A 14,051-nucleotide genomic window follows, 5' to 3' on the forward strand; every position below is an offset into this window, starting at 1 on the left:
CGTCAGAACTGTGCGGGGTCGTGGGTGTAGTGCTCTTCATAGAAGGCCCGCACATGGGGAAGCATGTCGCGGGCGAGCTTTTTCATCGCCACTTCGTCATCGGTAAGCGGTTCGGCAAGACGCTCTGCAATCTCTGAGAGGACTGCGTCTTTATCGATATGGGTGAAGGCACCATTTGCATACACGATATCACCGGCAATCATCACGCGCTTCACCGCGTTCGTCTTGGCGCGGTGGAGCAAGATGTCGACTGGCCCTGGATCAAGGTCTTGATGGGGCCAGGTGACAGTTTTCCAATCGAACATGACCAAATCGGCCTGCGCTCCGACGCCCAAATGACCGATGGACGTTCCAAAGGGCGTCGTGCTGGCTCCGTGGGTGGTCGCCATTTTCAGCACATCGGCCGCGCTTGGGGCAGGGGAAGCAAGGCCTGGATCGCGGTGCGCGCGCATGACAAGGCGCATTTCGGACAGCATGTCGCGGTCGTCGTTGATGCCTGCTTCATCGATACCGATGGCGACGGGAATACCGTGCGCGAGAAGTGCATTGACCGGCGCCTTGCCGCTCTTCAGCCGCATGTTCGAGCTGCAGTTGTGGCAGACATGACAGCCGCGATCGGCGCAAAGTTCAATGTCCTCTTCACTCATCCAAACACCGTGACCGATGGTCATCTTTGGACTCAGAAGCCCCATCTCATCAAACGTAGCGAGGGCTGAACCGCCGGTGCGCTTGGCGGCGTATTGCTTTTGATAGGGCGTCTCCAAGATGTGCGCGTGCAAATGGGCACCGCTTTTTTCCGCGAGGTCGGCGGTCGCTTGAAGCGCGTTGTCGCTGAGCCAGTGGAGGTTTGACGGTGCCAATTGGGCTTGCTGTTTCGGTTTGCCGTCTGTCATGGATGTCAGATCGTCGTACAGCGCCAACTGGTCGGTGAACGGCACCTTATAGGCTTCAAAATAGGCCGCCAGCCGCGGTCGCAAGCGCTCAGGCAAGCGATTCAAAAACGCATCATCATCCAAATACACCAGGCGGTTCTGGTCGCGCAGCGCCATGGAGAATGACACCCGCATGCCGATGTCGTCATAGGCTGAGAGGATCTCTTGCGACGTTTTATGGAGGCCTTCGAGACCACCGGGTGCGCGGCTGTGCAGATGCTGAACCGTTGTTACGCCCGATGTGATCATTTCAAACGCGGAATACAGCGTGTCGAGATAGGGCGCGACAGCCCGCAATCCCAAGCGACTGGCAAACCAAAGCTCCAAGGGATGGTCGACTGAGCCCAGTTGAAAAGGTGTCAGGCCAACATGGTGGTGGGCGTTGATGAGCCCTGGAATGACCAAATCCTGGCCGCTCCCGATCGGTTCGGCATCAGGCTGTTCGGCGGCCAAGTCATCGGCATCACCGATCTTGGCAACCACACCATCGACGACGAGCACGGCGCTCTGTTCGTGAATGATCGGCGTTTCCCCATCAAACCCCTCCAGAAGCCAGCGTGCTCGAACGATGGATTTTGTCACATTCAAGCCCCGTCGTTTGGTCGCAAGCGGTGAACGCCGTCGGATTCCAGCCGGAAATCATGCTGTGACCGCCATTCATCGTAGCGCTGTGCGATAATGTTGGAAGGTGTCGTGAGCAGAGGATCGACGCCATAGCCGCTGACGGTCACTGATGCAGCGACAGCGCCGGCAAGAGCCGCGTATTCAGGTGCCTCGCGACCCATCATGGCCATGAAGGCCCCGCAAAAACTGTCCCCTGCACCGGTCGTATCGACGACCTTGCCGCCATCAAAAACGGGTATCTCGAAGCTCGCGTCACGCTCCTTGTCATACAGGTAGGCGCCGTTGGCACCGAGCTTGATGATCACAAGCTTTGGACCAAGCTGTGCGAACTGCCGGGCGGCCTGCGACCAGTCACGAAGTCCCGTTAGGCGCACCACTTCTTCTTCGCTGGGCATGAAGATATCGGTCTGGGCAACGATCGCTTCAAGGCGGTTTTCGTTGCCAAAAATGTAGTCTTCCTGCGGGTCGAGCGCCACTAGAGCGTCCGTCCTGCCGCTCAGGTCCTCGATCAGACTTTCTTGTGCCGGCAAGGCCATGGCCAATACAAGAAAGCGATCAGCGCCCAGGAAAGAGGGGGGGATGTCGCGGGCGAAGGGGGAAAGCACGTCGAAATGGTCTGGGTCGCTGTAGAGCGTCCATTCGCGGCTACCATCGGCCTTGTAGTCGACCCGGTTGTGCAAGTTGGGCACGTCGCGCTTCGGCATTCCGACGAGGGATAGGCCGAGCTCTTCAAGCCGTGCGAGGATGTCAGGCGGCATATCATTGCCGATGGGTGCCACCAGCTCACTGGCTGGCTCGAAAGCGCGCGCTGCCAGCGTCGCGTAAAGCGCGTCACCACCCGTGCAGCCGTCGTGCTTCTGGCCGTCGGCCAAGACAACATCGTCAATGGTGAAATTACCGAAGCAGACCAGCGAAGGATCAGTCATTGGCGCTCGCTGTTTCGAACTCCCTCAAGGCCATGTGCACGGCCAGAACCTGCACGGGGAGGCTGTAGATAAGGCTGGACAGCTCTTCGCTTACCGGCGGCATGACGAAGCTCTTTTCGCATTCACCGGCAACAAGCGTGTTGCTTGCATCCACTATGCCGAAGGGACGTCCGTGCCAAACCTTGGCTCGCCGCGCCGTGTCGAGCGCGCGCGACTGCAGCGGTCCCGGTGGCGCCACGATGAACAGAGGTTCGCCTGGCTTGATCGACGTGTAGTGGTGAAACTCTTCCAACGGGATCGAAAGTGCGTGTCCGGAAGTGCATTCCTTGATCTTTGCGGCGCCAAAGCGTGCTGCCGCGTTGGACGGACCCGCGCCGGTGAAAAGCACCATGGGTGCGCCGGACAGTTCCTGGGCCAACGCCTCAACGTCGGGGCCGATCGCTTCCAGCACCTTGGAGACCGTGGCGGGCATGGCATCCAACTCCTGCTGCCAGCGTGTGATACGGTCGCCGGTCAGTCCGTTGGCCTCGCCGATGTCGAGCGCCAGCTGAGCGAGAAGCGCGATCGCGGCCGTGCTGGACTGGGTTGGCCAGCCCTTGCGCTGCGCCTCGATCATGAGCGTGTAATCAGAGATGTCGGTGATTGCTGATCCAGCGGTGTTGGTCAGCGCCAACAGGCTTGCGCCTTGCTGCTTGGCCAGCAGCATGCCTTCAAGTGTCCGGGGCGTCCATCCGCTGGAGCTCAGGCCAATCACCAGGGTTTGTGCGTCGATGAATCGGTTTTGATAATAGGCCAGTTCCAAGGCCTGCACCGGTTCGCATGGTACGCCGGTCATCATTTCCATGAGGCTGCGAACCGCCTCATGAACGGCCAAGGAGTCGCCACAACCGGTCATGACGATGCGCGTGAAATCGGCTTTGGCAATGGACTGGGCTGTGGTGCGGATGGTCTCGCGGTGACCTTTCACCGTGTTTTCGATGCAGGCCGGCTGATCAAGGATTTCCGGCAGGGTAAAACCAACGCGGCGTTGACGTCTGGGGTCGTTCGGATCGTCAGATGGCAGACCAGCAATGTGGGCAGATTCTTCCTCGTTGAGACGAGCGATCAAGGCTTGGTCCGAGGCATTCAAGGGGGAACTCTCGCCGACCAATGGCGAAACGGGGGCAGTAGAAACGGTCATGCGTTTGCTTCCTCCATGAATTGGCGAATGCTGGCTGGATCCCAGCGATCGAAAGCGTCTCGTGCAGCGCCGGACCGGACGAGCGATGAGCTGACGACCACGCTGTCACACACGCTGAGTGCCTCTTGGACATTGTCTTTGGTGATACTGCCGCCGATCAGGATCGGTGCCCTCACGCCATAGGCGCGCGCTTTGGCAATGCGGTCCTTGGTGTCGGCGAAGTTGCTTCCTGTGATCACGAGAGCGTCGGCGCCCAAGCGTTCGGTCCAATGGGCCGCCATCTGGCTTGGTACATTCTCCAGCGGCACGGACGTGCGATCCTGAACGTCGGCATAGATCTGTATATCCGGCCGACCAATGGCCTCGCGGTACGCAATGGCGTCTGGGCCAAGCGCCTGACGCACACCTTCGGCGTTCACGGCTGCTGCCGCAAAAATCTTCTGTCGGACGAAGGTTGCGCCGCATGCATCGGCGATTGCCAGCGCGGCCTTGGGATCGTGAGCTTGAACGATGACACCCAGACACAGGTCAGCGAATTCTCGTTGCACCGCCTGCCCAAGGCTGGCCATGCGCGCAATTGTGCGTTCACTCGCATGACCGGACTCGACCGTCTCGTCTTGTATCTTGATGGCTTTGATGCCGTTTTCGACAAAGCTTTTTGCGTTGGAAAGCAAAAAATCTTCATACCATGCCATGCTGCGCGCGGAACCGGCGGCGAAAGCTGGGATTTGAAGCGCAGCAATAACGGGGGGGATAGACAATTGTCCTCACTTTTCAGATAGTTGGCCGAGGCTTGATGCTGATCCAAGAATGCAAAGTCTCGAACTTCACCTGAATCGGATCGGCCGTTTGAGCACCTGGCCCTGCATGAGAGTTGCTTTACTATATGCCATCTTTGAAAGCTACCGAAAGACAAAAATTGATCGTTGATGACCTCAAGGATCACGGTCGCGTGCAGATCGATGATCTTGTGGCGTCGATGGGCGTTTCCGCCGTAACCATTCGCAACGACCTAGCGCAGCTTGAGCAAGCACATCTTCTACGTCGGATACGAGGCGGAGCGATTGCGGCTTTTACCAGCCGTCATGATGGCGATGACGGCCTTTCGGTGCCAACACGTTTGAAAGAAAAAGAACGCATTGTGAGCGCTGCCGTCGAGATGATTCGTGACGGTGAGACGATGTTCATGTCGAGCGGTTCAACAGCCGAACTTCTGGCCGCGCATATACCGGCTGCCATCAAGGACCTGGTCGTGGTGACCAACTCCATCAATGTTGCGCGTATCTTGACCGGTCATGAGGGCGTTACCGTCATTGTGACGGGTGGAACACTGAGGCCGAAGAGCAACTCGCTGGTTTCGCCGTTGGGCGATGTGCTGCTTCGTGAGATCAATGCCGACTTAGCCCTGCTCAGCGCCTCTGGCGTGCATGAGACGCGGGGGTTCACAAACAGCAGTTGGGCCGAGGCGGAGGTTACCAAAGCCATGGTGCGCGCGGCCAAGCGGGTGGTCTTCATGGCCGACTACACCAAGATCAACCACATCGCTTCAGCACGTATCGTGGAGCTAGGGCGCGCCGATACGCTGATTACCAATAAGGCTGCACCAACCGACTTTATGAAGGCTGCGCGTCAGAAGGGCTTGGAGATCATCGCGACCTAGAGTCCAGCCGGACCAATTCGTTGCCGCCGTGACGGTGATGAGATGACAAGCCGGCAGATTGGACACGTCCCTCTGGCATTTTTAACGACAACCGGCGAGCTCTCGTTGGAAATCTCGGTTTTTACCGGATGAACTGATCGACATAATCGGCGCCGAGTCCGACCTCGGCATAGTGTTTGCGGCAATTGTCGATCTTGGTGAAGACGTCCTCGTAGCCAAGGACTTCGCCATAAGGATCGACGTAGCACATCACGCCATTGACCTGAAAATAGGTGATCATCTCCTCGACGCCCTCAGGCACAACCAGGGTGTGGGTTTCGCCCGGCGGTTCAAAAACATAGCTGCCGGGCGTCGCTTCCCAATCATGTTCCAGATAGTGCCAGCGTCCTTTGAGAACCCATCCGTGTACGGCTTGCGGGTGGCGATGGCGTGACAAGACTCCGGATTTTCGAACTTTTAGAAGGTTCATCCAGTAACCCTGCGATCGGTTGAGGCACAGCGGCCGGAACCAAACGTTGTCGGCCTGGGGCACCCAGATCCGTTCATCCTTGGGAACGGCATCGGGGATAACGATCTCGTCCTGCGCATCGGCCGGGAAGGGCAGTTGATAGGGCGTCAGCGGATTTTCGTCGGTCTTTTGCAGGGGCATCGGGTCCTCACATTGCGCTGTAGCCGCCATCGACGGGATAGACTGACCCGGTGATGAAGGATGCTTGGTCGGAAAGCAGCCAGGCGACAAGCGCGCCGACTTCGTTTGTCTGGCCCCAACGGTTCATCGGGGTTCGGTTCATGAGCGGCCCGTTGCGGCTTGGATCGGCTTGGAGGGCTTGGGTCATCTCGGTGTCGATCCAGCCGGGTGCGACGGCGTTTACGCGCACACCATCGCCAGCCCATTTGCCGGCGAGCGCCTTGGTCAACTGACCCACGCCGCCCTTTGAGGCGGAATAGGCCGGCACCAAAGGCCCGCCGAAATAGGTTAGCATGGAGGCGATATTGACGATGGATCCGCCCGTCTCGGCGAGCTTGTCTTTGGCGGCGACGCACATGCGCATGGTGCCGACCAGATTGACGTCGATCACCTTTTGAAAGTTGTCGAGGTCATACTCTTCACCGCGCATCAAAATGCCAGCGCAGTTTACCAGCCCATCGAGCCGATCGATGCCGGCCAACAAAGCATCGACGGTCGCTTGGTCCGTGACATCGACGCGGGCCGTTGTCGTACCTGCCGGCGCCTCGAACTCCTCGATCTCTGCCTCGGACTGGGTTGCGGCGATAACCTGCCATCCTTGGCTGGCAAGAACGTGCACGACACCGGCTCCAATGCCGCGTGTGCCACCGGTTACCAACGCTTTTTTCATGCAGTCTCACTCCGCCAAGAAAGCGCGCACAGCATCGGCACGCGGCATTGGCGCAACCGCACCATACCCTTGAACCGCCAACGCCGCGGCAGCGTTGGCATACCTTGCCGCATCAAACGGCGAGTCGCCAGCGCAGAGGCGTGCCAAAAACGCACCGTCGAAGGTGTCGCCTGCCGCTGTGGCATCAACCGCCTCCACTTTTTTGACGGGGAGGGTGTCACGACGATCTGGCGTTGCCACCAGCGTGCCCTTGGGCCCGAGGGTGAGGGCGACGATGCTCGCCCCCAATTGGAGGTAGAAGTCCACGATGGCGTCAGGATTGTTCAATCCCGTCAGTTGCTCAGCATCCTCCAAGCCTGGAAGCGCGATATCGCACTTTGCCATGGCGGCATGGGTGACGGCCCGCGCCCGGTCAAGCGGCCAAAGTTTTGGCCGCAGATTGGTGTCATAAGAGACCTGTCCGCCAGCTTGTTTGACGGTCTCGATGGCCGCAAAAACCGTGTCCGCCGCCGTGTCGGATATCGCCTGGCTGATGCCGGACACATGAAGGATCTTGCAGGCGTCCAGCGCCTCGTCGGGCAGATCGTCAGGCGTCATCTCGCTTGCCGCCGACCCGGCACGAAAATAGCTAAACTCATGGCCTTTGGGGCCATGGGTGACGAAATAGATGCCGGTGTGGGCGTCCGTCACCTGCCTGACGGTTGACGTGTCGACGCCCTCGGACTGCCACAACTCCATGAAGCTGTTGCCGAAGGCATCTGCTCCAACTTGCGTGACATAGCCGACTGACGCTCCCTGCCTGGCGGCTGCGATCGCGACATTGGACGTGTCGCCGCCATGGCCGGAAAGATAGCGACCATCCGGTTGCTCGTTGAACTCGAGCAAGGGTTCGCCGAGACAGAGAATGTCAGGTGTCATGCGCGTTTCTTTCCTGCCCGTCAGATGCGGCCGTATTTCGCTAAACCTTCGCGAAGCGAGCCGGATGCAATGATCAACCGCGCCTGCTCGGCTTCACGGGCGTCAATCTCTTGCGCGCGGGTTAACACCGCTTCGGCATGCTCACGCGGGACAACCACGACGCCATCGACATCGCCAACCAGAATGTCGCCGGGACGCACGATGACTTCGCCAATGGCGACTTCGACATTCGATGCGATGGTCTTGATCCGGCCCAGAGTCGTGCCTGGCGAGACGCAGCGGGCATAGACCGGAAAGTCATAATCGCGCTTGATCTCAACCAGATCGCGCACACCGCCATCGAGAACAGCCGCTTCATGTTTGTTGGCGACGGCGCCTGCCGTCATCAATCCGCCCCAGACGGCGACGTCTGTCGTGCCATTGGTGGAGATCACGATCACCGAGCCCGCCTCGGCCTCGTCAATCGCATCCAAAGCGTGCTGCGGCGGGACCGTTTCTTCGGTTGGTCCTTCAAGAATGGTGACGGCAGGACCAACGACCTTGTTTTCGTTGATGCGTGGCTTGATCGACTGCGGCAGGAAGCCTGTTCGACCTGCGATGCTGTCAACGGCATCGGCGACCGAAGCGGTGGCGACGTCTCGAAAACCGGCCACGAGGGCTTGAGTGTCCATGGCAAAACTCCTTGGAGTGGGGGTGAGGATTAGCTGGGCCAACGGTTGACCCAGTGGTCGGGGGGATTGCCGTCCATGACCTTTGCGATCTGTTGGGCAGCGGTTTCTTGCAGAGCCCTGGCCGAGCGTTCGGAGTACCAAGCACTGTGGTCGGTCAGGATCGTATTCGGTGTGAGGCGTAAGGGGTGATCGAGGGCTGGCGGCTCGGTTTCGAAAACGTCGAGGCCAGCGCCGGAAAGCGCGCCCGAAGAAAGCGCATCGGCAAGTGCAGTCTCATCGATGAGCCCGCCGCGGGAAACGTTGATGACCAGCGTCGTCGGCTTCATCAGCGCAATGCGCCGCTGGTCGATGATGTGATGGGTGATGGACGTCAGCGGCGCATGGAGGCTGATGACGTCGGCCTCAGAACAGATCGTGTCGACATCGGATACCTCAACCCCGTCTTCCCTGGCTGCCGATTGGGTTAGGCTGGGGTCTGAAACAAGGACGCGGGAAAAGCCGAAGACCGCGAACTTTTTGCGGGCCTGCGCGCCTATGCGCCCGTAGCCAATCAAGCCGAGCGTGGAGGCACCACGACCCATGATCGGCTGGGCTTGCCCGATGTCCCATTGGCCAGAACGCACTTCAGCGTCACGGGTCACGATCCGACGTTGCAGCGCCAGGTAAAGACCGAGCGCGTGGTCGCTAACCTCGTGCTCAGCACCATAGGTCGGCACGTTGGCGACAAAGATGCCTCGGCGTGTTGCCTCAGCGCAATCGATGTTGTCGACGCCAACGCCGTAGCGTTGGACGATTTTGAGGTTGGGACAGGCGGAAAGCTCCGCCTGTCCGACGAGTCGTTCGCGAACCAGGATGGCAACCGGATCGATCGCCTTTAGCGCTTCAACGGCATCGTCCTCTTCCGCCACGGGCACCAGTGTGGCGCCGTGACGGGCAAGGATGGATGCTTCGGTTTGGTAGCTGGCATAGCCAGGCTCCAACACGCTGATCCGAGGTTGGTTCGCGGAATGGTCGTCCATTGCCTTACTCGAATGCCGCCCGGTAGTCGGCAATGGCTTGGTCGAGCGCTGCTGGCCATTCGCTGCCGATCTCACCAACGACGAACTCGCGAACAGCCGGCTGGGCGAGGTCGCGGAACTCGGCGCGTTGCTCGGGAGAAACCGGCACAACCTCCATGCCGAGATCACCGAGGATCGTGGCTGCGTTCGCGTCCTGTGCCGCTGTCATGCCGCGATGAATGGCAATGGAAATGTCCATGCACTGGCTCACCGCGTCCTGCTCAGCATCAGAGAGCGAGTTGTAGAACATGTCCGACATCATGTAGGCGTGCCAGGAGAACACATGGGCATCGAGCGACACGTAGGTTTGATGCTGGTAGAGCGAGGCGTTGACGATGTTGGTGACGCCGTTTTCCTGACCATCAACGACGCCTTGCTGCAGCGCGCCGGGAAGCTCTGGCCATGGCACGGGCGTCGCGGAGGCGCCGAGGCTTTCCACCAGTGTGACCCAGACAGGCGCCGTCATAACGCGCATCTGCAACCCTTCCATATCGGATGGATCGTCGATTGGGCGTACGGAGTTGGTGAAGTTGCGCACGCCATTGTCAGCGACGCCGAACACGCGAATGCCGGTTTGGTCGCGCATGTCATCAAACAGTGCGTCACCAAATTCACCATCCATGACCGACCAAGCCATGGCTTGGTGGTCGAACAGGTAGGGAAGGGCCAATACGCTAAACGGCGCGTAGCTTGCCGAGATCGGGCCGTCATGGACGACGCCCATTTCGATGGTGCCGAGCTGCAGGCCTTCCATGACTTCCGCGCCGTTGCCAAGCTGGCTGGCGGGGAAGATTTGAACGTCGATGGAACTGCTTGTCATCGCCTCGACGCAGGTCTCAAACGCCAACGCAGCAGCGTGCTTCGGTGAGCTGAGGTCTGCGGCCTGGAAGTGCGCATAGCGCAGAACAGTCGCGTCTTGGGCCAGGGCCGCTTGGGTTCCGATGGCCATAGCCACCAACGCCGTCGTGGCGGCGAGTTTGGACATGGTTTTCATGGTTGTTTCCTCCGTTTTCATGTCAGTAACCAAACAAATTTGGGATGAAGGTGCTCAGTTCCGGCACCAGAATGACGAGCAGCAGCACGCACAATTCAGCTGCGAGCAGTGGCAGGACCGCCTTGGACAGGCTCTCAACCCGCAGCTTGCCCACGGTCGCGATGACAAAGAGAACCGGACCGACCGGCGGCGTGATCATGCCGATGGTCAGATTGAGGACGAGCATCATGCCGAAATGCATGGGGTCGATGCCGGCGCTTGCCGCGATGGGTCCAAGAATGGGCGTGAGAATGATGAGCGCGGGCAGGGTGTCGATGAAGAAGCCGCAGATCAGTGCGAACGCCGCGAGGATGAAAAGGATGACCAAGCGATTGTCGGAAATCTGCGCGATCATCTCCGCCAGGGTTTGCGGTATGCGTACATAGGTCAGCAGCCAGGCAAAGACCGATGCCATGGCCACGATGAGCAGAACGGACGCTGTGGTGATGGCCGCCTGGGTGAACGCGTGGTTGAGCCCACTCCAAGAGAGCTTCCTGGTGACCACGCCGAGAAGAAGCGCGTAGGCGCTTGCCACGGCGCCGGCTTCGGTTGGCGTGAAAACCCCAAAGAGAATGCCGCCGAGAATGATCGCCGGCATGATGATCGCGGGCAGGGCGGCCAGCGTCGCCTGACCGAGCTCCGATGCGCTCGCCCGCGTTTCCTGGCCGCGATATCCGGCGCGCGTCGAGACGATCTGATTTGCCACCGCAAGTGCCAAACCGAGCATCAGGCCAGGGATGATGCCGGCCAAGAACAGCCCAGCCACCGTGACGCCGGTGGTGGAGATCGCGTAGATAACCATCAAGATGGATGGTGGAATGATCGGCCCAATGGTCGCCGTGGCGGCCGAAAGCGCCCCTGCGTAGTGCTTGTCGTATCCGGCGGCCCGCATCATGCGCATGACGATAGCGGATGGTCCGGCCGCGTCGGCGAGCGCCGATCCGCTGATGCCGGCAAACAGCATCGAGACCAGAATGTTGACGTGCCCGAGGCCACCCTTCAGGTGCCCGACCAAAGCGTTGGCGAAGCGCAGTAACTTGTCGGTCAGGCGACAGGCGGTCATCAGTTCTGACGCCAGAATAAAGAACGGCACCGCCATCAACGGGAAGGAATCAATGCCGGCAAACATCCGCTGCGCGGCGACCAGAGGATTGAGGCCGCCATCCAGAAAAATGGCTGCAATGCCCGCCATGCCCATGGTGAACGCCACCGGGACGCCGAGAAGCAGCGTCGCGAAGAACAGCAAGATCAGCGTGTTGCCCATCGCCTAGCCCTGTTCGCTTTCGTTGCCGGTGTCCTCAACCGAATGAAACGCGCCGCGCACGTAGCGGCGGGCAAAAAACGCCAGATGGATGAGGAACAGGCCGCAGCCGATGGGGATGGAGAGATAGGGGATGCCGCGCGACATGCCGGTGGACATGGTCTGGTTGCGCCAACTGAAGGCTGCAAACTCCGCGCCGAGCCACAACACGACCGCCATGAAGATCGCCATGAGAGCGACACCCAGCCAGCGGATGGCCAAAGTGGCAGGCTTGGGCAACAGATCGGGGATGAGATCGATCGACACCAACCGGCCGTCGCGAAGCGCCAAGCCAGCGCCACAGAAGGCGCCAAACACCATCAGGTGACGCGCAGCTTCCTCGCCCCAGGCGAGGGACTCCCCGAAGAAGTAGCGGCCGATCACGTTGATGAAGACGATCACGAAGATTGCGCCCAGAACCAGCGCGACCAAAGCGCGGTTGAGGGCCACAAGGTGGCGTTCCAGGGCGTTCACCGCTTCCTCCCGATTGAGCGATGACGCCAAACTGGCATACAGTCGGCAGCGTGTCAATTCATGTGCATTGTATGCCAGTGGCGCTCGGGCTAGAACTTGCCAAGGACAGGAGTGCGCATGTCAAAATTTGAAAAGCCAAAATCACTCACTGGGCTGGTGACCGATGAAATCCGCCAACAGATCGTTTCCGGTGAACTGGACCTAGGCGCGATGTTGTCTGAGGTGCGTCTGGCGAAGAGCCTGGAGATCAGCCGCACGCCGATCCGTGAAGCGTTTAACCGCCTGGAAATGGAGGGCTTGGTCCGCACGGTACCTCAGCGCGGAACCTTTGTTTTTTCGCTGGAACCTGAGGAGCTTGGTAAAATCAGCGATGTTCGCGTCAGCCTGGAAACGGCCGCACTTCGGCATGCCTTCCGGGTGCAGCCCGAGGCGCTGGCGAAAGACCTTGGTGCCTGTGTCAATGACATGGGCCGAGCGCGAGAGGCTGGCAATGATTCACGTTATTTGGCCGCTGACACGCGGTTCCATCAGATCCTGTTCGACCGTGCCGACAACCGGTTCCTCAACGATGCCTATCAGACGATCGCATCGAAGATGGCTGCGTTACGGAACCGGCTAGGCAATCACCCCGAGCATATGAGCAAATCCTTTGATGAGCACCAAAGAATGGTCGACTGCTTGAAGGCGGGTGATGTTGATGCGGCCGAGGACATTCTCATCAAGCATATCGGACGCAAAGAAGGATCCTATTGGCGCCTGGCTTCAACGGAAGACTAAACTGCTGCCGCTTCAGATAAAAGTCAGCTTGTCCGCCCGGGAACGATGGTCGTGCCGAGGTCAACCAGGCGGGCGCCGGTGTGTTCGGTGCCACTGACATATTGGCCGGCCTGGAAGCCGATCTCGTAGCGCGGTGTGCGCGTGGTGGTGATGTCGATGGGCATTGATTCCAGAAAGCTCAAACCGTTGAACCCAGCCAAAGCCAGTTTGTCGGGAACGGCAATGTTTTCAGCGATGCAATGCATGAGACCGCCGGATGCCAGGTCATCATTGGCGTAATAGATGACGTCGGGCGGTGTTGGATCGTTTGCGATTTCGGCCGTTAGCCTGCGACCCACGACCATGGACGAGGGTTCGTCGGATTGCCGCTCGGCAACCATGTGCCCGCCGTTGGCCTGAATTGTGTCGATAAACGCTCGGCGCCGTTTGGCGGCCCGCACATCAAGATCGACTTGGCATCCGATATAGCCAAATCGGCGATAACCTTTTTGCAGCAGATGCTCCGCCATTTCGGTGCCCGCGCGCACCTGCGAAAAGCCGAAGCAGGCGGCGTACTCGCCCAGCAGCGGCGCGCCATCGATATCCATGATCTGGGCGGTGCGAATGCCGGATGTTTCCACCATTTTGCGGATCGGCTCGGCCTGTTCCAACCCAGGCAAAATGAGGCCCATGGGTCGCCAGGAGAGAAGATCTTCGACCAGCGCGGCTTCAGTCTGCGGCGAATATTCCGAGACGCCAAAGACGGGCTGGACCCCGGAGGAGGCAAGGGCCTGTGTGATGCCCGTGAGCACTTCGGTGAAGACGCGGTTGCCGAGCGTTGGCAACACCACGCCAACAAGCGCATTTTTTTCGCCAGCCAGCCCGCCGGCAATGCGGTTGTGCACATAGCCTAGCTGCGCGGATGCCGCTTGCACTCTGTCGATAATGTCCTGGCTTACATAGCCGGTTTTTCGCATGACCCGCGAAACGGTCATCTGGCTGACGTCGGCAAGCCGAGCGACATCGCTCATTGTCGGCTGACGCGCGGTTGTCGCAGCCTGCTTTTTGCTCGCCATTATGTCCTGCTCCCCTTTGTTCGCAGTCAGACCATTGTTTGAGGTTCAAAGTCTACTCTTGACATGTGTTTGCGCAATCATAATA

Annotated in this window: 15 protein-coding genes; 2 read left to right on the forward strand and 13 right to left on the reverse strand. The window is 59.5% G+C overall.

Features of this window, described 5'->3' with window-relative positions; all coding sequences use genetic code 11:
* Positions 1-2: 2 nt before the first annotated feature.
* From JJ917_03630 to JJ917_03645, 4 genes are read right to left on the reverse strand one after another with little or no spacing between them, the layout of a single operon-like run.
* Positions 3-1,514, reverse strand: coding sequence for an amidohydrolase family protein (locus tag JJ917_03630; GenBank protein MBO6697901.1), 1,512 nt, complete (start codon positions 1,512-1,514; stop codon positions 3-5).
* A gap of 2 nt (positions 1,515-1,516) precedes the next feature.
* Positions 1,517-2,482 (reverse strand): carbohydrate kinase family protein, encoded by a 966-nt coding sequence (locus JJ917_03635; protein ID MBO6697902.1) that lies wholly within the window; start codon positions 2,480-2,482, stop codon positions 1,517-1,519.
* A complete protein-coding gene (locus JJ917_03640) occupies positions 2,475-3,662 on the reverse strand; it encodes an SIS domain-containing protein (GenBank protein MBO6697903.1) in 1,188 nt (395 codons plus the stop codon). The genes JJ917_03635 and JJ917_03640 overlap by 8 nt, the downstream gene beginning before the upstream one ends.
* The gene (locus tag JJ917_03645) at positions 3,659-4,423 is read right to left on the reverse strand and encodes a hypothetical protein (protein ID MBO6697904.1); all 765 of its coding nucleotides are present in this window, start codon (positions 4,421-4,423) and stop codon (positions 3,659-3,661) included. Before JJ917_03645 ends, JJ917_03640 begins: the two co-directional genes overlap by 4 nt.
* Before the next feature lie 158 nt (positions 4,424-4,581).
* On the opposite strand from JJ917_03645, the gene JJ917_03650 reads away from it, so the two are divergent.
* Positions 4,582-5,322: a DeoR/GlpR transcriptional regulator gene (locus JJ917_03650; protein ID MBO6697905.1), complete on the forward strand. Its 741-nt coding sequence runs from the start codon at positions 4,582-4,584 to the stop codon at positions 5,320-5,322.
* 121 nt (positions 5,323-5,443) lie between these two features.
* Here the strand turns inward: JJ917_03650 and JJ917_03655 are convergent, their stop codons facing one another.
* The 8 genes from JJ917_03655 to JJ917_03690 all read right to left on the reverse strand — a co-directional run bounded on the left by JJ917_03655 (position 5,444) and on the right by JJ917_03690 (position 12,134).
* Entirely contained in the window at positions 5,444-5,971 is a 528-nt protein-coding gene (locus JJ917_03655; protein MBO6697906.1) for a 2,4'-dihydroxyacetophenone dioxygenase family protein, read from the reverse strand.
* Positions 5,972-5,978: 7 nt separating this feature from the next.
* Complete coding sequence (locus tag JJ917_03660) at positions 5,979-6,680, reverse strand: SDR family oxidoreductase (GenBank protein ID MBO6697907.1); 702 nt, start codon at positions 6,678-6,680, stop codon at positions 5,979-5,981.
* 6 nt (positions 6,681-6,686) lie between these two features.
* Positions 6,687-7,598: a sugar kinase gene (locus tag JJ917_03665; GenBank protein ID MBO6697908.1), complete on the reverse strand. Its 912-nt coding sequence runs from the start codon at positions 7,596-7,598 to the stop codon at positions 6,687-6,689.
* Positions 7,599-7,618: 20 nt separating this feature from the next.
* The gene (locus JJ917_03670) at positions 7,619-8,269 is read right to left on the reverse strand and encodes an RraA family protein (protein ID MBO6697909.1); all 651 of its coding nucleotides are present in this window, start codon (positions 8,267-8,269) and stop codon (positions 7,619-7,621) included.
* Positions 8,270-8,298: 29 nt separating this feature from the next.
* A complete protein-coding gene (locus JJ917_03675; GenBank protein MBO6697910.1) occupies positions 8,299-9,288 on the reverse strand; it encodes a C-terminal binding protein in 990 nt (329 codons plus the stop codon).
* A gap of 4 nt (positions 9,289-9,292) precedes the next feature.
* A complete protein-coding gene (locus JJ917_03680) occupies positions 9,293-10,276 on the reverse strand; it encodes a DctP family TRAP transporter solute-binding subunit (GenBank protein MBO6697911.1) in 984 nt (327 codons plus the stop codon).
* 67 nt (positions 10,277-10,343) lie between these two features.
* Positions 10,344-11,624: a TRAP transporter large permease gene (locus tag JJ917_03685; GenBank protein MBO6697912.1), complete on the reverse strand. Its 1,281-nt coding sequence runs from the start codon at positions 11,622-11,624 to the stop codon at positions 10,344-10,346.
* Positions 11,625-11,627: 3 nt separating this feature from the next.
* Positions 11,628-12,134, reverse strand: coding sequence for a TRAP transporter small permease (locus JJ917_03690; protein MBO6697913.1), 507 nt, complete (start codon positions 12,132-12,134; stop codon positions 11,628-11,630).
* 117 nt (positions 12,135-12,251) lie between these two features.
* Between JJ917_03690 and JJ917_03695 the strand changes: the two genes are divergently transcribed.
* A complete protein-coding gene (locus tag JJ917_03695; protein ID MBO6697914.1) occupies positions 12,252-12,911 on the forward strand; it encodes a GntR family transcriptional regulator in 660 nt (219 codons plus the stop codon).
* Between the two features lie 23 nt (positions 12,912-12,934).
* Here the strand turns inward: JJ917_03695 and JJ917_03700 are convergent, their stop codons facing one another.
* Complete coding sequence (locus JJ917_03700) at positions 12,935-13,966, reverse strand: LacI family DNA-binding transcriptional regulator (protein ID MBO6697915.1); 1,032 nt, start codon at positions 13,964-13,966, stop codon at positions 12,935-12,937.
* Positions 13,967-14,051: the final 85 nt, after the last annotated feature.

This window comes from Hyphomicrobiales bacterium, from assembly GCA_017642935.1.
GTDB lineage: Bacteria > Pseudomonadota > Alphaproteobacteria > Rhizobiales > MH13 > MH13.